General features: G+C 71.9%; 20 protein-coding genes. 5 read left to right on the top strand and 15 right to left on the bottom strand.

Annotated elements, in window-relative coordinates:
* Window positions 1-37 precede the first annotated feature (37 nt).
* Complete coding sequence (locus tag J7E91_RS05510; protein ID WP_214899618.1) at window positions 38-511, bottom strand: GNAT family N-acetyltransferase; 474 nt, start codon at window positions 509-511, stop codon at window positions 38-40.
* 1 nt (window position 512) lies between these two features.
* A complete protein-coding gene (locus J7E91_RS05505; protein ID WP_028814315.1) occupies window positions 513-1283 on the bottom strand; it encodes an IclR family transcriptional regulator in 771 nt (256 codons plus the stop codon).
* Window positions 1284-1400: 117 nt separating this feature from the next.
* On the opposite strand from J7E91_RS05505, the gene J7E91_RS05500 reads away from it, so the two are divergent.
* Window positions 1401-2930, top strand: coding sequence for an aldehyde dehydrogenase (NADP(+)) (locus J7E91_RS05500; RefSeq protein ID WP_214899616.1), 1530 nt, complete (start codon window positions 1401-1403; stop codon window positions 2928-2930).
* 181 nt (window positions 2931-3111) lie between these two features.
* Complete coding sequence (locus J7E91_RS05495) at window positions 3112-4170, top strand: aminotransferase class V-fold PLP-dependent enzyme (RefSeq protein WP_214899614.1); 1059 nt, start codon at window positions 3112-3114, stop codon at window positions 4168-4170.
* A gap of 59 nt (window positions 4171-4229) precedes the next feature.
* Here J7E91_RS05495 and J7E91_RS05490 read toward each other — a convergent pair whose 3' ends face one another.
* Complete coding sequence (locus J7E91_RS05490; protein WP_214899612.1) at window positions 4230-4745, bottom strand: MarR family winged helix-turn-helix transcriptional regulator; 516 nt, start codon at window positions 4743-4745, stop codon at window positions 4230-4232.
* Between the two features lie 118 nt (window positions 4746-4863).
* Here J7E91_RS05490 and J7E91_RS05485 point away from each other — a divergent pair, with 118 nt between their 5' ends.
* Window positions 4864-5934 carry an alkene reductase gene (locus J7E91_RS05485; RefSeq protein ID WP_214899610.1) on the top strand — a complete coding sequence of 357 codons (1071 nt, stop codon included), beginning with the start codon at window positions 4864-4866 and terminating at the stop codon, window positions 5932-5934.
* Between the two features lie 80 nt (window positions 5935-6014).
* On the opposite strand, the gene thpD is transcribed toward J7E91_RS05485, so the two are convergent.
* The 5 genes from thpD to J7E91_RS05460 all read right to left on the bottom strand — a co-directional run bounded on the left by thpD (window position 6015) and on the right by J7E91_RS05460 (window position 10656).
* A complete protein-coding gene (gene thpD / locus J7E91_RS05480; protein ID WP_214899608.1) occupies window positions 6015-6929 on the bottom strand; it encodes an ectoine hydroxylase in 915 nt (304 codons plus the stop codon).
* 3 nt (window positions 6930-6932) lie between these two features.
* Complete coding sequence (locus J7E91_RS05475) at window positions 6933-7331, bottom strand: ectoine synthase (protein WP_214899606.1); 399 nt, start codon at window positions 7329-7331, stop codon at window positions 6933-6935.
* 55 nt (window positions 7332-7386) lie between these two features.
* On the bottom strand, window positions 7387-8655 hold the full coding sequence (ectB, locus tag J7E91_RS05470; RefSeq protein ID WP_214899604.1) for a diaminobutyrate--2-oxoglutarate transaminase: 1269 nt from the start codon (window positions 8653-8655) through the stop codon (window positions 7387-7389).
* A 59-nt stretch (window positions 8656-8714) separates the two neighbouring features.
* Complete coding sequence (gene ectA / locus J7E91_RS05465) at window positions 8715-9248, bottom strand: diaminobutyrate acetyltransferase (protein WP_214899602.1); 534 nt, start codon at window positions 9246-9248, stop codon at window positions 8715-8717.
* Window positions 9249-9549: 301 nt separating this feature from the next.
* Window positions 9550-10656 (bottom strand): aminotransferase class V-fold PLP-dependent enzyme, encoded by a 1107-nt coding sequence (locus J7E91_RS05460; RefSeq protein ID WP_214899600.1) that lies wholly within the window; start codon window positions 10654-10656, stop codon window positions 9550-9552.
* Window positions 10657-10732: 76 nt separating this feature from the next.
* Here J7E91_RS05460 and J7E91_RS05455 point away from each other — a divergent pair, with 76 nt between their 5' ends.
* Entirely contained in the window at window positions 10733-11827 is a 1095-nt protein-coding gene (locus tag J7E91_RS05455; RefSeq protein ID WP_214899598.1) for an amidohydrolase family protein, read from the top strand.
* A 197-nt stretch (window positions 11828-12024) separates the two neighbouring features.
* Window positions 12025-12990: an SCO1860 family LAETG-anchored protein gene (locus J7E91_RS05450; protein WP_374224628.1), complete on the top strand. Its 966-nt coding sequence runs from the start codon at window positions 12025-12027 to the stop codon at window positions 12988-12990.
* A gap of 85 nt (window positions 12991-13075) precedes the next feature.
* Here J7E91_RS05450 and J7E91_RS05445 read toward each other — a convergent pair whose 3' ends face one another.
* From J7E91_RS05445 to cobM, 7 genes are all read right to left on the bottom strand, one after another.
* A complete protein-coding gene (locus tag J7E91_RS05445) occupies window positions 13076-13660 on the bottom strand; it encodes an isochorismatase family protein (RefSeq protein WP_214899693.1) in 585 nt (194 codons plus the stop codon).
* An 82-nt stretch (window positions 13661-13742) separates the two neighbouring features.
* Window positions 13743-14804 carry an Rv2231c family pyridoxal phosphate-dependent protein CobC gene (gene cobC, locus J7E91_RS05440; protein ID WP_214899593.1) on the bottom strand — a complete coding sequence of 354 codons (1062 nt, stop codon included), beginning with the start codon at window positions 14802-14804 and terminating at the stop codon, window positions 13743-13745.
* A complete protein-coding gene (locus J7E91_RS05435) occupies window positions 14788-15696 on the bottom strand; it encodes a sirohydrochlorin chelatase (protein WP_214899591.1) in 909 nt (302 codons plus the stop codon). The genes cobC and J7E91_RS05435 overlap by 17 nt, the downstream gene beginning before the upstream one ends.
* Window positions 15693-16295, bottom strand: coding sequence for a precorrin-8X methylmutase (locus J7E91_RS05430; RefSeq protein WP_214899589.1), 603 nt, complete (start codon window positions 16293-16295; stop codon window positions 15693-15695). The genes J7E91_RS05435 and J7E91_RS05430 overlap by 4 nt, the downstream gene beginning before the upstream one ends.
* On the bottom strand, window positions 16295-18214 hold the full coding sequence (cobJ, locus tag J7E91_RS05425) for a precorrin-3B C(17)-methyltransferase (protein ID WP_214899587.1): 1920 nt from the start codon (window positions 18212-18214) through the stop codon (window positions 16295-16297). Before cobJ ends, J7E91_RS05430 begins: the two co-directional genes overlap by 1 nt.
* Window positions 18211-19488, bottom strand: a complete 1278-nt coding sequence (cbiE, locus tag J7E91_RS05420; protein WP_214899585.1) for a precorrin-6y C5,15-methyltransferase (decarboxylating) subunit CbiE — start codon at window positions 19486-19488, stop codon at window positions 18211-18213. The genes cobJ and cbiE overlap by 4 nt, the downstream gene beginning before the upstream one ends.
* Window positions 19485-20366 carry a precorrin-4 C(11)-methyltransferase gene (gene cobM / locus J7E91_RS05415; protein ID WP_214899583.1) on the bottom strand — a complete coding sequence of 294 codons (882 nt, stop codon included), beginning with the start codon at window positions 20364-20366 and terminating at the stop codon, window positions 19485-19487. The genes cbiE and cobM overlap by 4 nt, the downstream gene beginning before the upstream one ends.
* Window positions 20367-20464: the final 98 nt, after the last annotated feature.

Genomic DNA, 20464 nt, shown 5'->3' with positions numbered 1-20464 from the left:
CAGAGGTGAACCGCCTCCCCCGTCCGGGGGAGAGCCCTCAGCCGGTGAGGGTGAGGACCAGCTCGTCGATCTCCGCCCCGCGAGCGTTCGCGAACCCCCGCTCGCGCCCCGTCACGGTGAACCCGCACTTCTCCAGCACCCGGACCGACCCGGTGTTGTCCGCGGCGGCGCGGGCGAACAACGGCCGCTCCGGGACGAGTTGGAGCAGCGCGCGCAGAGCGGCGGTGGCCACGCCCCGGCCCCAGTGGGGGCGGCCGATCCAGTACGTCACCTGGAGGTCGCCCGGCTCTCCGTACACGCAGACGCTGCCCACGGCCTCGCCGTCGGCGAGCACGGTCCGTACGACGTACTCGGCGATGTTGCGCTTCCAGTGCGCGTCGAACCGGGCCCGGTCCACCGGACCGGCCGGCCCGAAGGCCGCCATGCGCTTCGCCTCGGGGTCCTGGAACTGGGTGAAGAACAGGTCGAGGTCGTCCGGCCGGACCTCGCGCAGCGACACGTCGAGGGCCACGTCAGAGCCGCCGGGTGGCGAGCGTCAGCCGGTCCCGCGCGTCGAACAGGGCGTCCTTGACCATCTGTTCGTGCGCCGGAGTGAGCCGGGCGACCGGCACCGAGCAGCTGATGGCGTCACGGGCCGGGGTCCGGTAGGGGATCGCGACACCGAAGCAGCGCAGGCCCAGTGTGTTCTCCTCGCGGTCCACGGCGTAGCCCTGCTCGCGGACGACGTGCAGCTCCTCGATGAGCTTCTCGCGGTCGGTGATGGTGTGCTCGGTCAGCGCCGGCAGGGTCTCCGGCAGCAGCTTGCGCACCTGCTCGTCGGTGTGCGTGGCGAGCAGCGCCTTGCCGAGGGACGTCGAGTGCGCGGGCAGCCGGCGGCCGACGCGGGTGAAGGGACGCAGATAGTGCTGGGACTGGCGGGTCGCGAGGTACACGACGTTCGTACCGTCGAGGCGCGCCAGGTGGATCGTCTCCGTCGTGTCGTCGGAGAGCCGGTCGAGGGTGGGGCGGGCCGAGGCCACGACCTCGTCACCGTCGATGTACGACGTACCGACGAGGAGGGCCCGTACGCCGATGCCGTACCGCGTGCCCGTCGCGTCCGTCTCCACCCAGCCGAGCTCGACGAGCGTGCGCAGCAGCATGTAGAGACTGGACTTCGGATATCCGACGGCTTCCTGGACGGCGGCGAGGGAGTGCATGCCGGGGCGGCCGGCGAAGAATTCGAGCAACTCCACGGTCCGCACCGCCGATTTGACCTGCGCACCGCCCGTATCGGCAGTTGACATTGAGTCTCGCCCCTTCTTGGTCACTCTTGACCGCTCAGAACGTCCGTTAATAGAGTCCCAGCATATTCAGTATCAGGAACTCTGTTCAGAATATCGAACAGCTGGAAGGACGCCACGGTGGAGGCAGTACCAGTCTGGAGTGTCGACCCCCGAACGGGGAAGCCGCGCGAGCAGGTCGCGGTAGAGGCCACCGCGGAGGAGGTCGACCGCGCGGTACGGGCCGCGCACGCCGTTCGCTCCGCGCTCGCCGACCGTACGGTGCGGGCCGCCCTGCTCCGTACCGCCGCCGGGCTCCTCGACGAGGCGGCGCAGCACATCGTCGAGGCGGCCGACGCGGAGACCGCGCTCGGCCCGACGCGGCTGACCGGCGAGCTCGCGCGCACCACGGCTCAGCTCAGGGCGTTCGCGGACGCCGTCGACGAGGGCGCCTTCCTGGACATCAGGATCGACCACGAGGACGGTACGAAAACCCCGCCCTGGCCCGACCTGCGCCGCTACAAGATCCCGCTGGGCGTCGTCGCCGTCTACGCCGCCAGCAACTTCCCGCTCGCCTTCTCGGTGCCCGGCGGTGACACGGCCAGCGCGCTCGCCGCCGGCTGCCCGGTCGTCGTCAAGGCGCATCCCGACCACCCCGCGACGTCGGAGCTCTGTGCGTCCGTACTGCGCAGGGCGGCGGCCCAAGTGGGCCTGCCGGAAGAGGTGGTGAGCCTGCTCCACGGCTTCCACGCGGGCATCGAGCTGGTACGGCACCCGCTGGTCGCGGCCGCGGGCTTCACCGGCTCCGTGCGCGGCGGCCGGGCGCTCTTCGACGCCGCGGCGGCCCGGCCCGTCCCCATCCCCTTCCACGGCGAACTCGGCTCCCTCAACCCGGTCGTGGTCACGGAGGCGGCGGCACAGGAGCGGGCCGAGCAGATCGGGGCCGGGCTCGCGGGCGCCATGACGCTGGGCGCGGGGCAGTTCTGCACGAAGCCCGGCTTCGTCCTGGCCCCGGCCGGCGCGGTCGGCGACCGCCTGCTGAAGTCCCTCACGGCGGCCGTCAGCGACACCGACCCGGGCGTCATGCTGGACCACCGGATGCGGGACGCCTTCGTCGCCGGTGTACGGGAGCGGGCCGCGCTGCCGGACACCGAAGCCCCGGTGACCCCGGGCGCGGGCGGCGAGCACAGCGTGAGCGCGGGCTTCCTGACCGTACCGGCGCGGCTGCTGACCACTGAAGGGGCGCACGACCTGCTCCTGGAGGAGTGCTTCGGGCCGGTCACCGTTGTCGCGCGCTACGAGGACCCGGCGGAGATCGGCGCGGTGCTTTCCCGGCTGCCGGGCAACCTCACCGCTACGCTGCACCTCTCCACGGAGGAGCTGGAGGGGGACGGGGGCACCGGGTCCGAGCTGCTCGCCGAACTCACTCCGCTCGCGGGGCGCGTGCTGGTCAACGGGTGGCCGACGGGGGTGGCGGTCGCCCCCGCCCAGCACCACGGCGGCCCGTACCCGGCGACCACTTCGACGTCCACGTCGGTGGGCGCGACGGCGGTCGAGCGGTGGCTGCGGCCGGTCACGTATCAGTCGACGCCGCAGGCGCTGCTGCCGCCGGAGCTCCGGGACGACAACCCGCAGGGGCTGCCGCGCCGGGTGGACAACCGGCAGGAGTAGGGCGGCGGTTGCCGCTGCGCGGGGCTTCCCGGGGCGCCGCCCCGGACCCCGCTCCTCAAACGCCGCCTACCGGTCGGCCTTCAGCCGCCTCACCACGGCCTCCGCTTCATAAGCGTTGCTTGGAGACATTCGACAAAAGAACGCAATGGACGGGGAGTTGGCGGCATAGCAGAGTAGGGGCATGAAGCCCCTTACTCTCACTGACACAGTGGCCGCGGAGTTCGCGCCGGAGACGACGTACCTCAACACCTCCAGCATCGGCCTGCTGCCCCGTCGCACCGTCGCGGCCGTCAAGGCCACGGCCGAGCAGAGCGCCACGGGCCAGGACGGCGCGGACGCCTTCGGTCCGGTGGCCGCCGCCCGCGCCTCCTTCGCGCGGATCGTCGGCGTCCCCGAGGACCGGGTCGCCGTGGGCACCGCGGTGTCCGTCCACGTCGGCCTGATCGCGGCCTCGCTGCCCGCCGGAGCCGAAGTCCTGTGCCCCGAGGGCGACTTCGCCTCCGTGATCAATCCCTTCGCGGTCCGCGGCGACCTCAAGATGCGGTACGTGCCGCTGGAGGAGCTGGCCGAGTCCGTGCGCCCCGAAACCGCGCTGGTGGCCTGCTCGGCGGTGCAGTCCGCCGACGGACGGACGGCCGACCTGCCGGCGATACGGGCCGCTGCCGCCGCCCACGGCGCCCGTACGCTCGTCGACGCGACCCAGGCGGCGGGCTGGCTGCCGTTCGACGCCGGGAGCTTCGACTACACCGTCACCGGGGGCTACAAGTACCTGATGGCGCCGCGCGGCACGTCGTTCCTCACCGTCACGGAAGAGGCACAGGAGTCCCTCACCCCGATCCACGCGGGGTGGCTCGCGGGTGAGGACATCTGGGGCAGCACGTACGGTCCCGTCGGCGAACTCGCGCGCAGCGCCCGCCGCTTCGACGAGCCGCCGCCGTTCCTGTCGTACGTCGGCGCCGAGCAGTCCCTCGCGCTCCTGGAGGAGATCGGCATCGAGAACGTGCGGGACCACAACCTCGCGCTCGCCGCGCGCTACCGCGAAGGGCTCGCGTCCCTCGGCCACACTCCGGTGCCCGCCGACTCCGTCGTCGTCTCGACGCCGGGCCTCGCGCACCGGCTCGACGCGCTGGCCGCGGCGGACATCGTCGTCTCGGTCCGCGCGGGCAACCTCCGTGCGTCGTTCCATCTGTACAACACCGGCGCCGATGTGGACCGGGTGCTGGACGTGCTCGCGGGCTGAGCGACGCCGTCGTCGTCGCCGGTCGGGCTTGTTTGTTTTCAAGCCCGGCCGGGCCTGCTTTACGCCTCTGCCCCGCACGCCGCGTCTGCCGCCGCCTCCTCGTGCTCCTCGCGGGCCTGCGGGCAGAGGTTGCCCTCCACGCGGCCGAGCAGCCTCAGCAGTTCCTTGCGCTCGTGCTCGTCGAGACCGGCCAGCGTGGTTTCCTCCAGCTGCCGCCACGCCTGCTCCACCTGCGTCTTCAGGCCGCAACTGGCACCGGTCGCCTCGACGAGCGCGGCCCGCCGGTCGGCCGGGTCGGGGCAGCGGCGTACATGGCCCGCCTGCTCCAGGCGCTGGAGCATCTTCGTCACCGTCGACGGATCGAGCCCGACCGCCTTGATCAGCTCCGACTGGCGCACCGGGCCCGCGTCCCACAGGTGCATCATCACGAATTCCTGGCCGGGATAGAGGCCGAGGTCGCGCAGGAGTCTGCCCGCCGCGATGCGGTGGAGCCGCGCCGTCTGGGAGATGGCGTGGCTGACCGGGCCGCCGCTCGCGGTGCTCGGAGGCTCGGGACAGGCGGGCTCGGCCTTCATGGGAACTCCTTGTCGGAACTGTCTGGAACAACTTTACCTTGGTCGGCCAAGTAATGCGCTACAGTGACTCTCGTCGGATTACTTGGCCGACCACATATCTCCTTTGGGGGCTGCTGCCATGACCACTGCTTTCGATCCCTTCGACCTGTCCGGTACGCCGCTCGCGAACCGCATCGTGATGGCGCCGATGACCCGCAGCCGCGCCGGCGAGGGCGGCGTACCCACCGAGCTCACCGCCGAGTACTACACCCAGCGGGCCACCGCCGGCCTGATCATCACCGAAGGTGTCCAGCCCTCCGTCGTCGGCCAGGGCTACCCGTTCACGCCCGGCCTGCACAGCGCGGAGCAGACCGCGGGCTGGCGCAAGGTCACCGACGCCGTGCACGCCGCCGGCGGCCGGATCTACGCGCAGATCATGCACGCGGGCCGCATCGGCCACCCCGTCCTGCTTCCCGACGGGCTGGTACCGGTCGCCCCCTCCGCCGTCGCCGCAGCCGGCCAGCTCTACACCGCCGAGGGCATGAAGGACTTCGTCACCCCGCGCGAGCTGACCGGCGACGAGATCCGCGAGACCATCGCGGACTTCGTGACGGCCGCCCGCAACGCCATCGACGCCGGCTTCGACGGTGTCGAGCTGCACGGCGCCAACGGCTACCTGATCCAGCAGTTCCTCTCCACCAACACCAACCTGCGCACCGACGAGTGGGGCGGCTCCGTGGAGAACCGCGTCCGCTTCGCCGTCGAGGTGACCAAGGCCGTCGCCCAGGCCATCGGCGCCGACCGGACCGGCCTGCGGATCTCGCCCGCCAACCCGTACAACGACATCGCCGAGAGCGACGCCGACGTCGTGTATCCGGCGCTCGTCGAGGCCATAGCCCCGCTGGGCCTCGCGTACCTGCACGCCGTCGAGGTCGCCCCGGAGCGGCGGGAGCTGCTGCTTGAGCTGCGCGCGAAGTTCGGCGGCACCTTCATCCTCAACCCGGCCACCGAGGGCCCCACAGACCACGGTTCGCTGGCCCTCGTCGAAGAGGGCGCCGCCGACCTCGTCGCCTTCGGGGCGCTCTTCCTCGCCAACCCGGACCTGCCGGCCCGGCTCAGGACCGAAGGCCCGTACAACGCCCCGGACCCGGCCTCCTTCTTCGGCGGCGACCACAAGGGGTACACCGACTATCCGGCGCTGGCCGCCTGACGCGGACGCCACAAAGGGAAGGCGGGCGGGCCCGGTTCCACCGAACCGGGCCCGCCCGCCTTGCCGTCGTACGCCGGCGCCTACCGCACCGGCGTGAAGTCCCTCGCTCCGATGAACTCCGGCCGCCGTACGGGGGCCGCGAACGGCTCGACCGCCGTGTTCTCCACGCTGTTGAAGACGATGAAGACGTTGCTGCGCGCGTACGGCGTGATGTTGTCGCCCGAGCCGTGCATCGCGTTGCAGTCGAACCAGGTCGCCGAACCGGCCTTGCCCGTGAAGAGCCTGATGCCGTGCCGGTCCGCCATGCGCGTCAGCACCTCGTCCGACGGGATGCCGGCGTCCTGCATCTGGAGCGAGCGCTTGTAGTTGTCCTTGGGCGTCTCGCCCGCGCAGCCCAGGAACTCCTTGTGCGACCCCGGCATGATCATCAGGCCGCCGTTGGTGTCGTAGTTCTCGGTCAGCGCGATCGAGACGGACACGGTCCGCATGTTCGGCAGACCGTCCTCGGCGTGCCACGTCTCGAAGTCCGAGTGCCAGTAGAAGCCCGAAGCCCCGAAGCCCGGCTTGACGTTGATCCGCGACTGGTGGACGTACACGTCCGAGCCGAGGATCTGGCGGGCCCTGCCGACGACCCTCGGATCCCGTACGAGCCGCGCGAAGACCTCACTGATGCGGTGCACCTCGAAGACCGACCGTACGTCCCTCGACTTCGGCTCGATGATCGAGCGTTCGTCCGCCCGCACCCCGGGGTCGCTGACCAGCCGGTCCAGCTCCGCCCGGTAGACCGGCACCTCTTCCGGGGTGATGAGCTGGTCGATGGCGAGGAAACCGTCCCGCTCGAAGCCCATGAGGTCGGCGGGCTCGATAGGTCCCGGCGCGCCGGGCGCCGACCAGACGACCGGGTCCTGGCGAGGGGTGATCACCTCGGCGGCGCCGCGCGTCGGGTACAGGTCGGCGCGTGGGGTCTCGGTGCGTGCGGTCAGTACGTCGGTCATGGTTCAGACCTCCTCGGTCAGCAGCGGGTAGACACCGTTCTCGTCGTGGTCCTCCCGTCCGGTGACGGGAGGATTGAAGACGCATACGCAGCGGAAGTCGGTCTTCGGGCGCATGGTGTGACGCTCGTGGCCGTCCAGCAGGTACATCGTGCCCGGCGAGATCCAGTGGGTCTCGCCGGTCTCGTCGTTGGTGAGCTCGGCCTCGCCCTCCGTGCACAGGACGGCCTCGATGTGGTTCGCGTACCACATCGACGTCTCCGTACCCGCGTACAGCACGGTCTCGTGGAGCGAGAAGCCGACCTTCTCCTTGGCGAGCACGATGCGCTTGCTCTCCCAGGTCCCGGAGGCGGCCTTCACATGGCGGTCGGTGCCTTCAATGTCCTTGAACGAGCGGACTATCACGGTGAGTTGAGCCCTTCTGTGGTACTTCGTTACTTCGTTGCCGCGATGAAAACGATCAGGCGGTCTCGCGGACGGAGCGCGCCAGGATGCGCAGTCCCTCGTCGAGCTCCTCAGGGGAAATGGTGAGCGCCGGCAGCAGCTTCACGACCTCGCTCTGCGGACCCGAGGTCTCCAGCAGCATGCCGAGTTCGAAGGCGCGGCGGCAGACCACCGTGGCGCGCTCCTTGTCGGCGAACTCCAGGCCCCAGACCAGGCCGCGGCCCCGGAAGCTCACGCCCGCCTCGGCGTTCTCGTCGGCGATGGCCAGCAGCGCCCGCTCGACCTGCTCGCCGCGGGCCAGCGTCTGCTTCTCCATCTGGCCGTCGGCCCAGTAGGTGTTGAGCGTCGCGGTCGCGGTGACGAACGCCGGGTTGTTGCCGCGGAAGGTGCCGTTGTGCTCGCCCGGCTCCCATATGTCCAGCTCGGGCTTGAACAGGCAGAGCGACATGGGCATGCCGTAGCCGCTGATGGACTTCGACAGGGTGACGATGTCCGGCGTGATGCCGGCCTCCTCGAAGGAGAAGAAACCGCCGGTACGGCCGCAGCCCATCTGGATGTCGTCGACGATCAGCAGCATGTCCTGGCGGTGGCACAGGTCCTGGAGCGCGCGCAGCCACTCGGCGCGGGCCACGTTGATGCCGCCCTCGCCCTGGACCGTCTCGACGATCACAGCGGCGGGCTTGTTGAGGCCGGAGCCCTGGTCGTCGAGCAGCCGCTCGAACCACAGGAAGTCCTCGACCGTGCCGTCGAAGTAGTTGTCGAACGGCATCGGCGTGCCGTGCACCAGCGGGATACCCGCGCCGGCCCGCTTGAACGCGTTGCCGGTGACGGCGAGCGAGCCGAGCGACATGCCGTGGAAGGCGTTGGTGAAGGAGACGACCGACTCGCGGCCCTTGACCTTGCGGGCCAGCTTCAGCGCGGCCTCGACGGCGTTGGTGCCCGTCGGGCCCGGGAACATCACCTTGTACGGCAGATCGCGCGGCCGCAGGATCACGTTCTCGAACGTCTCCAGGAAGGCGCGCTTGGCGGTCGTCGCCATGTCCAGGCCGTGGGTGATGCCGTCGCGCTCGATGTAGTCGATGAGCGCCCGTTTCAGCACCGGGTTGTTGTGGCCGTAGTTGAGTGACCCGGCGCCGGCGAAGAAGTCGAGGTAGGTATGGCCGTCCTCGTCGTGGAGGTGGCTGCCCTGCGCGCGGTCGAACACGGCCGGCCAGCCGCGGCAGTAGCTGCGTACCTCGGATTCCAGGGTCTCGAAGACGCTCAGGGCGGGAGGAGTGATGGTCACGGCGGTCTCCTGGGAGAGAGGGAGGTATGGGGGGAAGGGGAGGAGCTGAGGGGGGCTGCTCAGGAAGCGATCGGGCCGATGCGGTACAGCACCTCGGGCAGATGGGTTCCCTCGGGGAACAGCCCGCCGTGGAAGAGCACTTCGCGCTCCAGCCGCGCCCCACGGCGCTCGGCGTACGAGGTGAACAGCCGGTTGGAAGCGGTGTTGTCCGGGGTCACGGTCGTCTCGATCGCCTTCACCCCCTGACGGGCGGCGACCTTCTCGGTCAGCGCCTCCAGGAGCGTGCCGGCCAGCCCGCGGCCGCGGTGGTCGTGGTCGACGGCGACCTGCCAGACGACGAGGGTGTCGGGGCGCTCGGGGCGTATGTAACCGGTGATGAACGCGATCGGCTCACCGCCGGGGCTGTCCCTGGCCACGACGGACGTCGCCGCGAAGTCGCGGCACCACAGCAGATAGCTGTACGAGGAGTTGAGGTCCAGGGCCTTGGAGTCGCGGGCAATGCGCCAGATCGCGGCTCCGTCCTCCACTCGCGGAGCTTCGATCTGCAGGAATTCACTTCGGGCACGTGCAAGGTCTGCTGGTGCGGCGGTCATGCGGATGGAATTTACCGAGCAAATTCAAAAAGTGCATCGTCGGGAGGGGTTGGGTGAGAGCGCGTTCTGTGTTATCGCGCGAGGCCGCCCTTCACGCGAGCAGACTGCAAATCCGGGCGATCTGTCCGGAAATAACCGGGCAAATCGCCTTCGATGTGGAGTCGGTCACACGGTCGAAACCAGGCCGAGTTCCTGTTGAAACCTTGGCGTTTACGGTCGGAGATACGGGGCAGAAGAAAACGGGAAGCTGCGCTGATAAAGCAGCTTTCCGTTATCCGTTAATTCACTGAATTCAAAGAAGTTATGCGCTCGGCCAGGTTTCCGCCACAGCCTTTCGGGCAGCCTCGGAGTCGACCCGCAGACCCGATTCGCTCAGTGCCGCGCCCAGTGCGGCCAGCGACGACTGGACCACACCCCGTGTGGCATCGACACCGTAGTGATTGACCCGGATCATCTCCTTGGACAGCGCCCCGCCGCCCGCGATCAGCGGCAGCGAGGGGTCGGCGGCGAGCGCCTTCGCGACGATGTCCGACGCGTCCACCCCGGCGGGGGTGCGCAGCGTCGTGGCGACCGGCGCGGCGTCCCGCGCCGCGTGGACGTACGGCTCCAGGCCTCCGCCCAGCCCGATCGCGCCCGCGCGCGTGGCCGAGGCGGCGGCCAGGTGCCTGGCCTCCACGGCGCCGAGCCCTTCCGCCTCGATGCGCTCCAGGCAGGCCTCCAGCGCCAGCATCTCCAGCTGCGCGGGCGCGTGCAGCAGCGCCTTGCGCCCGCCGTCGATCCACCGCTCCTTCCAGTCCAGGAGGGAGAGGTACGAGCGGCGCGGGGCGGCGGGGTTCGCGGCGAACCGCTCCCAGGCCCGCTCGCTCACCGACACCGCGGAGACCCCGGCCGGCCCGCCCATCGCCTTCTGCGCCCCGATCACGCACAGGTCCACGCCCCACGCGTCGGGCAGCAGCGGCTCGGCGCCCACCGAAGCGACCGCGTCGAGCATGAAGAGGGCGCCGTGGGCCCGTACGACCTCGCCGATCTCCGCCACCGGGTTGGTGTTGCCGGTCGCGGCCTCCGCGTGCACCAGCGAGACGAAGTCGATCTCCGGGTGCTCGTCGAGCGCCTGCCCGATCTGCTCGGCGGTGACGGCCGTGTGGAACGGGACGGCGAGATCGAAGACGGCCGCGCCGCAGTCGCGCAGCCAGTTGCCGAAGGTCTGCCCGTACGGCCCGGTCACCACGTTCAGCGCGGCCGATCCGGGACGGGCGCCGCCGCGGATGCAGCCTTCGAGGGGAAGCAGCGCCTCGCCCTGCATGATGACCACGTCCTGCTCGGTGGAGAGGAGGGCGGCGACCCGGCGTTCGATGGCCGCGAAGTGCGCGGCGGTCAGCGGGGCCCGGTCCAGAAGCGGGTGTGTCACGGCGGAGCTCTCTTCGATCTTCGGATGTTCGATCTCTCCCGGCCGAGCGTAACCGCCCCCTCGTAGAGTGCTGTACATGAGCGATCGCATGGTGCTGCGGGTGAAGGGGCGGGTGCTCGCCGGGCCCGACGACGTACGGGACGAACTGTGGGCCGTGGACGGCAGGATCACGTACGAACGGCCCGTGGGCGTACGCGATGTGCCGGTCGTCCACGGCTGGGCGTTGCCCGGACTGGTCGACGCGCACTGCCATGTCGGACTCGACCGGCACGGCCCCGTCGACGAGGCCACCAGCGAGAAGCAGGCGCTCACCGACCGGGAGGCGGGCACGCTGCTGATCCGCGACGCCGGGTCGCCGTCCGACACCCGGTGGATCGACGACCGGGACGACCTCCCGAAGATCATCAGGGCGGGGCGGCACATCGCCCGTACCCGCCGCTACATCCGTAACTACGCCCACGAGATCGAGCCGGGCGACCTGGTCGCGTACGTCGCCCGCGAGGCGCGGCGCGGCGACGGCTGGGTCAAGCTCGTCGGCGACTGGCTCGACCGGGAGACCGGCGACCTGGGCGCGTGCTGGCCGCGCGGCGAGGTGGAGGCGGCCATCGCGCAGGCGCACCGGCTGGGCGCCCGGGTCACCGCGCACTGCTTCGCGGAGGAGTCGCTGCGCGATCTCGTCGAGGCGGGCATCGACTGCATCGAGCACGCCACGGGCCTGACCGAGGACACCATCCCGCTCTTCGCCGAGCGAGGTGTCGCGATCGTCCCCACCCTGGTCAACATCGCGACGTTCCCGCACCTCGCGGACGGCGGCGAGGCGAAGTTCCCGCGCTGGTCGGCGCACATGCGGGAGCTGCACGCGCGCCGTTACGACACGGTCCGCGCGGCGTACGACGCGGGCGTCCCGGTCTTCGTCGGTACGGACGCGGGCGGTTCGCTGGCCCACGGGCTGGTGGCCGACGAGGTCGCGGAGCTGGTGAAGGCGGGCATTCCCGCGATCGACGCCCTCTCGGCCACGGCATGGGGCGCGCGGCGGTGGCTCGGGCGCCCGCTGCTGGAGGAGGGCGCGCCTGCCGACCTGGTGGTGTACGACGACGACCCGCGCGCGGACGTGCGCGTGCTCGCGGCACCGCGGTGGATCATCCTGAACGGCCGGATCGTGTCCGGCTGAGGGGAACGGGCGTGCGCGAGGTCCCCGCAAGATTCGAATGCGGGCTCGGAAACCCCACGAAGGAGTGAACTCACCTCAGGTGGCTGACCGTTCACTCTAAGTGCGTAAGTATTCCTGTGTCTCAGCCGTCCCGGCGCTCACGTGTCCCCGTGGAGTGCGCCGGGCGGCGCCGTGTCACTTGTGGGGGTTCCACCGCTTTGAACAGCACCTTCTTCAGCATGCCCGCACGCCGGTCCACGCGCCGGCCCGCGGCCGCCGTGGCTGCCTTCGCCCTGGCGGCGGGCCCCGCCGCCGCTCTGCTCGTCGCCGCTCCGGCGGCGCACGCCACCGGGGGCGGCGAGGGCAGGGCGAGCGCCGTCGTACTGCGCACCGGGCTCGACATCTCGTTGCTCAACAAGACCGTCAATGTGCCGCTCACGACCACGCTCAACGAAGTGAACGCTCCGGGGAACGCCGAAAAGACCGCACTCACGGTCCAGTTGGACGGCGTGGAGCAGGGCAACCCGGTCAGCGTCCTGCGCGCCGACGTGGCCACGGCGAAGGCGACGGCCGACGCGCACAAGGCCGAGGGGTACGTCAACCTCGCGCACGCCAAGGTGCATGTGCCGGGGCTCCCGCTGCTCTCGCTCATCGAGGTCGAGAAGGTCACGGCGAAGGCGGTGTGCGAGGCGGGCAAGCAGCCGGTGGCCGAGTCGAACGTGCTCGGTGCGGTGACCGTGCTCGGGAAGAAGGTGACCCTGACGGCGGGCGGACCGGCGCGGGTCGATGTGCCGGGGGTGGGCGTGGTGACGCTCGACCTGTCGAAGACGCACACCACTTCCCGTACGGCGGCTGCCACGGCCCTTGAGCTCGAGGTCTCGGTGAACCCGCTCAAACTGAACGTCGCCGAGGTCGACGGCGCGGTCACGCTCGCGGGCGCCACGTGCGAGTCGCCGAAGGCGCCGCCGGTGAAGGACGAGCCGAACCAGCAGCCGCAGGACCCTTCAGCACCGGCAGCACCCGATGTGAAGCCCCAGACGGTGACGGCGCCGGAGGCGAACCTGGCGGAGACGGGCGGCAATTCGACCACTCCGTACCTCGCGGGCGGAGCGGCGCTGCTGCTGGCGTCGGGAGCCGCCGCGCTGGCGGTGGCGAGGAGCCGCCGATCCCGTAACGGGGCCTGACGCGAAGGGGGCGGGGGTACGGAGCACGCCCCCGCCGAAGCGCAGCCGGGCCTCGCCCGACGGTTCGGCTGCGCGCCCGGGCGTCTCAGTGAGACCGCGAGGGCACGGCCGTGAACGTGACGTCTGCGGCGTGCGCGGTGATCTCGGCCTCGCTGCCGAGAGCCCATGCGGCGACCCGTGAGACCGTGGCGGCCGGCACCCGGTCGCTGATTCCGGGTGCCGCGGGGATGTCCTGCGTCGCGTGGGCGTCGTGCGGCAGGACGACCCGGTACCCCATCGCCAGGGCGGTGCGGGCCGTGGCCTGGACGCACATCTCGGACATCACGCCGCAGATGGCGAGCGCCCGTACCCCCGAGTCGGTCAGCAGGCTCCCCAGACACGTCCCGTCGAAGCCGTCGTCCTCGGTCTTGCGGATCACCACCTCGGTGGAGCCGGGCTCGACGGGATGGTGGAGTTCCCAGCCGGGCGTATGGGGCTCGTCGTCCGCTCCGGCCGGCCCGTCGTTCTGGAGGTGGACGACGAGCGCCCCGCTCCTTCGTGCCCGTGCGATCAGGTCCGTCGTCCGGTCCACGAGCCGGGCCGCCTCGGGTACCGCCCCGTCACCGGAGACGAAGGCGGACTGAACGTCCACAACGATCAGGGCCTCTAAGGGAAACGCGCGATCATTCATGCGGTCATCATCACCGTCGGCGCCGCGCACCTCCACAGGGTTTTCAACCGCCCCCGGCGCACCCGCTGTTGAGAACCCGGCCTCAGCGCCGTCCGACCAGCGTCAGCGCCTGGTCCAGCGCCTGGAGGAAGCGGCCCGTCGTGGCGCGGTCCCGAACGGCCAGGCGGAGCCACTGCGGCCCGAGGCCCGGGAAGGTGTCCCCGCGCCGTACCGCGAAGCCCAGGCCGCGCAGGCGTACCCGTACCTCGTCGGCCCGTTCCATCCGTACGAGCACGAAAGGACCCTCGGCCGCCTCCACCGCCCGTACCTCCTCGAACTCCGCGAGACCGGCCAGCAGATGAGCCCGGTCGGCGGCCACCCGGTGCGCGGCCCGCGTCGCCTCCGCGAGCGCCTGCGGCGCGACGCACGCCTGAGCGGCGGCCAGCGCCGGCGTCGACACCGGCCACAGCGGCTGCGCCCGCTCCAGCGCCGCCACCGTCTCCGGCCCGGCGAGGACGTACCCGATGCGCAGCCCGGCGAGACCCCAGGTCTTGGTCAGACTCCGCAGCACCACCAGGCCCGGTATGTCCGTACGCCCCGCAAGCGCCTCCGGTTCGCCCGGCACCGCGTCCATGAACGCCTCGTCGACCACCAGCGTCCGCCCGGGACGCGCGAGCCGGGCGATGCCCTTGGCCGGGTGCAGGACGGACGTGGGGTTGGTCGGGTTGCCGATCACCACCAGGTCCGCGTCCTCGGGGACATCCCGCACCGCGAGCCGGAAGCCGTCCTCCTCCCGCAGCAGTACGCGGCCGACCTCGTGGCCCGCGTCGCGCAGCGCCGCCTCCGGCTCCGTGAACTGCGGGTGTACGACGACGGGCCGCCGCACCGCGAGCGCCCGCGCGATCAGCACGAACGCTTCGGCCGCGCCCGCCGTCAGCAGCACCCGCTCCACCGGCAGCCCGTGCCGCTGCGCGACCGCCGCGCGCGCGGCCCGCCCGTCCGGGTAGGCCGCGAGCGTGTCCAGGGACGCGGCGATGCGGGCCTTGAGCCATGCCGGGGGAGTGTCCGCCCGTACATTGACCGCGAGATCGGTGAGATCGCCCTCGCGGACCTCGGCGTCTCCGTGGTGCCGCAGATCGTGAGCGGCGTCAGTGGGCGTGGGCATGGCTGCCTGGGTGGTGGTGATGGTGGTGGTGCCCGTCGTCGTCGGGGTGGAAGTGCGGCTGCTGCGGCGCCCCCACCTTGTCCTCGAAGCCGGGCAGCGCGATGCGGTAGACGCAGGAGTCGCAGTTCATGCGCAGGTCGCCCTTGACGGCTTCCCGGTAGCGCTCCATCACGAGGTCCATCAACTCCTCGGTGGGGCCGATCACATCGGCCGACGCCACCCCGGTCGCGGGATTCGCCTCGGCCCAGTCCTGCGTCTGCCGCCGCACCCGGTCCGGCAGGATCCCGGTGAAGAGGAAGTACGGCAGGACGACGACGTGCTTCGCCCCGAGCTTCGTGCAGCGGTCGAGTCCGCTCGGCACGTCGGGCGCGGCGAGCGACACGAATGCGGTTTCCACACCCGCATACCCACGTCCCTCCCAGAACAGTCGTGCCGCCTTGTACACCTCGGCGTTGGCGTCCGGGTCGGTCGAGCCCCGGCCCACCAGCAGCACGGTCACCTCGGACCGGTCCAGGTCGCCGAGGACCTCGTCGACCCGTCGCTCCAGCACCGCCAGCAGACCCGGGTGCGGGCCGAGCGGACGGCCGTAGGTGTACGAGATCCCGGGGTGACGCTCCTTCTCGCGGGTCAGCGCGGCCGGTATGTCGCCCTTGGCGTGACCGGCGGAGACCAGCATCAGGGGAACGGCCGCGAAGCGCGTGACCCCCCGCTCGACGAGACCGGTGACGGCGTCGCCGAGCGGCGGCGGGGACAGCTCGATGAAGCCGCCGGCGACGGGCAGTTCGGGGTGACGCCGGCCCAGTTCCTCGACGAAGTCGCGGAAGGCTCCGGCTCCGGCTTCGTCGCGGGTGCCGTGGCCGGCGATCAGCAGTGCGGGGGGCGCGGTGGTCACGCGTTCTCCTTGGTGAGGGGGGTGGGGGTGGTGACAGGGGTGTAGAGCAGGGCGTTCAGTGCGGCCGCCGCGACAGCCGAACCGCCCTTCTCCGAGACGTTGCTGACGGCCGGCAGCCCGCTCTCGCGCAGCGCCGCCTTGGACTCGGCCGCCCCGACGAAGCCGACGGGCAGGCCGATGACGAGCGCGGGTTCGGCGTCCAGGAGCAGCAGCTCCTCCAGCGCGGTGGGAGCGCACCCGATCACCCACAGGGCGCCGGGTCCCACCTGCTCGTACGCCAGCCTGATCGCGTGCGCGCTGCGGGTGAGTTCCGGGCCGGCCTTGGCTTCCTTCAGCCGGCACACGGTCTCGCGGCGGGTGATGCCCGCCGCGACCATCTCCACGTCGACGACGACCGGCGCGCCGGCGTGCAGCGCGGTGTGCGCGGCTTCGAGCGTGCGCTCGTCGCAGACCAGGTCGGTGGCGTACTCCAGATCCGCGGCGGAGTGGATGACCCGCTCCACGACGGCCCGCGTCAGCGGCGGGAAGTGCGACGTGTCGAGGCGGGAGCGCAGGCGCCGGAAGGACTCCTGCTCGATGGGGTGCACAATCCTCTGCATTACGAACCCTCCGTCTGCCAGCGGTAGCCGCGCGGCGTCACCATGCGGCCCGCGATCTCGCGGGCGGCGGTGTTGCCGACGACCACGACGGTCATCATGTCGACGGTCGCCGGGTCGAGTGCGGCGATCGTGGTGAGACGGCTTGTTCCGTCCGGCCGTGAGGCGTTGCGTACGACACCGACGGGCGTCGTCGGCTCCCGGTGCTCCGCGAGGATCGACAGCGCCTTGGGGAGCTGCCAGTCGCGGCCCCGGCTGCGGGGGTTGTAGAACGTGACGACGATGTCGGCCTCCGCGGCCGCCCTTACGCGCCGCTCGATGACCTCCCACGGCGTGTGCAGGTCGGAGAGGCTGATCGAGACGTGGTCGTGGCCGAGCGGCGCCCCCAGGATCGCGGCGGCGGCGAGCGCCGCCGTCACCCCCGGTACGCCGACGACGTCGATGTCGTCGCTCGCCTCGGCGAGGGCGGGCGACGCCATGGCGTACACGCCCGCGTCACCCGACCCGATCAGAGCGACGGCGTGCCCGGCGCGGGCCTCGGCGACGGCCGTACGGGCCCGCTCCTCCTCGGCGCCGAGCCCGGACTCCAGGACGCGCGTCCCCGGCCGCAGCAGGTCCCGGATCTGGTCGACGTACTGGTCGAGCCCGACGAGCACCGACGCACGCCGGATCTCCTCCCTGGCCCTGGGCGTCAGCAGATCCCGCGCACCGGGCCCGAGCCCGACAACGGCAAGCCGCCCACGCGGTTCCTTGCGGACGACGGCACAGGTGGCCATCGCCGCACGCCCTGTTCCGGGGACGGACTTCCGCTTCGGCACGAGGAGTTCACCCCCGCCGACGAGCGCGGCGGCCTCCGCGACGGAGGGCGTCCCGACGGCGGCGAGGGGCGCCCCCGAGGGGTTGGGTACGTCGATACGGGCCAGCTCCTCGGCGGCGTACGTCCGCAGAGGCACCCCCAGCCGGGCGGCGGCCGCCACGATCCCGGCCTCGTCGGCCTTGGCGTCGACGGTCGCGAGCGCGGCGACGGAACGCGCCGAGAGCCCGGCATCCGCCAGCGTCTCCTCGACGAGCCCGAACACCTCCTCCACGGAGGCACCCTTGCTCGCCCCCACCCCGACCACGAGCGACGGCGGCCGCAGCACGACCTCGCGTTCCCCGATCTCCACGACCCGGTCGGTGACCCGCAGAACGGCGGGCGCGGCCTGCGCGTCCTGGGCGTGGGTGCCGTCCGCCGCCTCGGCAGCGGCCGCCTCAGCGAGCACACCGGCCGCAACGGTCGCGGCCATGGCCCCGGGCAACCCACCCACAGGCACACCAGCAACCGCAGCCGCCTCAGCCATACCGACGCCGCCCTGCCCCGCACGCCCGTCCGCACCCGGCGTCCCGCTGTCGCCCCCCGTCGCGCCACTCGCCGTACCACCCGCCCGCGTCACGTTCTCCGGCAGCGGTGGCAGCGGCCATACCGCGTCGGCCTCCAGCGTGACCGGGGCGCCGTCCAGGATCGCCCGGGTCACGGCCGCCGTCGCGCCTTCGACCGGCCAGCCCAGGGTGTCCAGGCCGGGGATGTCCGTGGCGTCCGTGGCTGTCGTGATCACCGGGGCGCAGCCCAGGACGTCCGACACCGCGAGCGCCAGCTCGTTCGCGCCGCCGCCGTGGCCGCCGATCAGCGACACCGCGTGGCGCCGCGCCTCGTCGACGCACACGACACCCGGGTCGGCCGCCTTGTCCGCGAGGAGCGGGGCGACCAGCCGTACCACCGCGCCCGTCGCGAGGAAGCACACCAACTGGTCGCACTCGGCGAAGGCGCGCCCGACCGCCTCCCGTACCGGGCCGTCGTACACCCGGGTACGTCCGGGCCAGGCCGCGGCCAGCCGGTCGCGGGCCACGGCGCCTGCCGCCGTGGCGGAGATGAGGCCGATCACTGAACTGCTCCTTCAATTGCCGGATCCGCGGGGCGATGGCCCCACAGCAGGAAGACTGGGTTGGCGGCCGCGAGCCGGGTCACGTCCCCGGGCAGCGGCGCGAGCCGCGACGACTGCAGCAGTACGCCCTCGGGTTCGAACCCGGCGGACGCCAGGGCCGCCCGTACCGCCGGCACCCGGTCCAGCGCCGCCAGCGCCACCACGACCGTGCGCCGGGCACTTCGCGCGCACGCCGCCACGATGGCGGGCAGTTCACGCCCGCCGCCGCCGACGAACACCGCGTCCGGCTCGGGCAGTTGGGACAGCACCGTCGGCGCCGCGCCGTGCACGGTCTGTACGTCGACCCCGTGCGCGGCGGCGTTCGCACGGATCCGCTCCACGCCGTCGCAGGTCTTCTCCACCGCGATCGCCGCCGCCCCCAGCCGCGCGCACTCCACGGCCATGGACCCCGACCCCGCCCCGATGTCCCACACCAGGTCGCCCAGGCGCGGGCCGAGCCGGGCGAGCGCCAGCGCCCGTACCTCGAACTTCGTGATCATCGAGTCGCGGTGCTCGAACGCGGCTTCCGGCAGCGCCCATTGGTCCGGGCCGGTGCCCCGCCCCGCGACCGTCCGCTGCGCCGGCGCGAGGGCCCGCGACTCGTCGAGGCATACGACGACGCTGACCGCCGCCGGCCAGTCGCGCGCCGCCGCCTCGCCGGGGGAGAGGCACTCGACGCTTTCGCCCCCGTCCGGATCGCCGAGCGACGACGCGACGACGAGGGTGCGCGCGATGCCGGTACGGGCCAGCGCGGCGCCCAGTTCGGCGGGCCCGGCGCCGGGCCCGGTCAGGACGGCCGTCTTCGGGTGCGCCCGGCACACGTTCACGGCGGTACGCAGCTCACGCCCGTGCGCGCTGACGACGACCGCGTCGTCCCACGGCAGCCCGAGCCGCGCGAAGGCGACGGCGACGGAGGGCGCCCCCGGCCGTACGTCCAGGGTGTCCGTACCGAACCGCTCCGCCAGCGCCCGTACGATCCCGAAGAACCCGGGATCGCCGGAGGCCAGCACCACAACTCCGGCGTCCGTGCCGTCCGTCGCCCGCTTGGCCAGGTGCTCCGCGACCGCGTCCAGCGCGGGCGCGAGCGGCCCCAGCACCACGCGGGCCGTGCCGTCCGGCACTCCGGCGGCGTCCAGGTGGCGCCGCCCGCCGACGACTAGCCCGGCGGCGTCCAGCGCCGTACGGGCGTCGGGGCCGAGCGGGGCGCCCGTCCCCGTACCGACAACAGTGATCATGACCCGGACTTCTCCGCGCCCGCCTCGGCGCCCGCCGTCGCGCCGGCCTCGGCGCCCGCCTCTGCGGACTTCCGCGCCGCGCGCAGTGCCGCCCGTGCCGTCCGGTCGGCCCGCCGGAACCCGTGGAAGTGCCCCGGGTGGTAGAGGTGCGAGCGCGTACCGGAGGCGGAGAGCGCGGGCCCCACCAGGAAGAGCGTGTGCTTCCAGAGCTTGTGCTCCTTCACCGTCTCCTCCAGCGTGGCGATGGTGCAGCGCACCACCAACTCCTCGGGCCAGGTGACCTGGTACGCGATGACGACCGGCGTGTCCGTCGGGTAACCGCCCTCCAGCAGCTCCGCCGTGAGCTGCCCGGACCTGGCCGCCGACAGGAAGATGGCCATCGTCGTGCCGTGCCGCGCGAACTCCCGCACTTCCTCACCGGGCGGCATCGGCGTCTTGCCGCCGCCGAGCCGGGTCAGGATCACCGACTGCGCGACCTCGGGAATCGTCAGCTCGCGCTGCGCGATCGCGGCGACCGCCGAGAACGACGAGACGCCCGGCACGATCTCGACGTCGAGACCCAGCTCCGCGCACCGGTCGACCTGCTCCTGCGTGCCGCCCCACAGGGCGGGATCGCCGGAGTGCACGCGAGCCACCTTCAACCCGCCCCGCAGCGCCCGCTCGTACACCGCCACCACGTCCTCCAGGGACATCGCGGCGGAGTCCAGGATCTCGGCGCCCGCGCGCGCGTGCTCCAGGATCTCGGCCTGTACCAGGCTCGCCGCCCAGATCACGACATCGGCGTCGGCGATGGCGCGCGCGGCACGGAAGGTCAGCAGGTCGGCGGCGCCGGGGCCGGCGCCCACGAAGGTCACCTTGCCGGTGGGGGCATCGGCCATGAGTGGGGGTCCTCTCGGGAATCAACGGTAGTTCAGCAGTTCAGCGGTAAATCGAAATGGATCTTGGATGTGCGGAGCAGGGGGTCGATCGGCTAGCA

Source organism: Streptomyces sp. ISL-99 (genome assembly GCF_018614005.1).
Classification (GTDB): domain Bacteria; phylum Actinomycetota; class Actinomycetes; order Streptomycetales; family Streptomycetaceae; genus Streptomyces; species Streptomyces flavidovirens.
The sequence above is the reverse complement of the archived record's forward strand: the minus strand, read 5'-3'. Positions and strand labels throughout refer to the sequence as shown.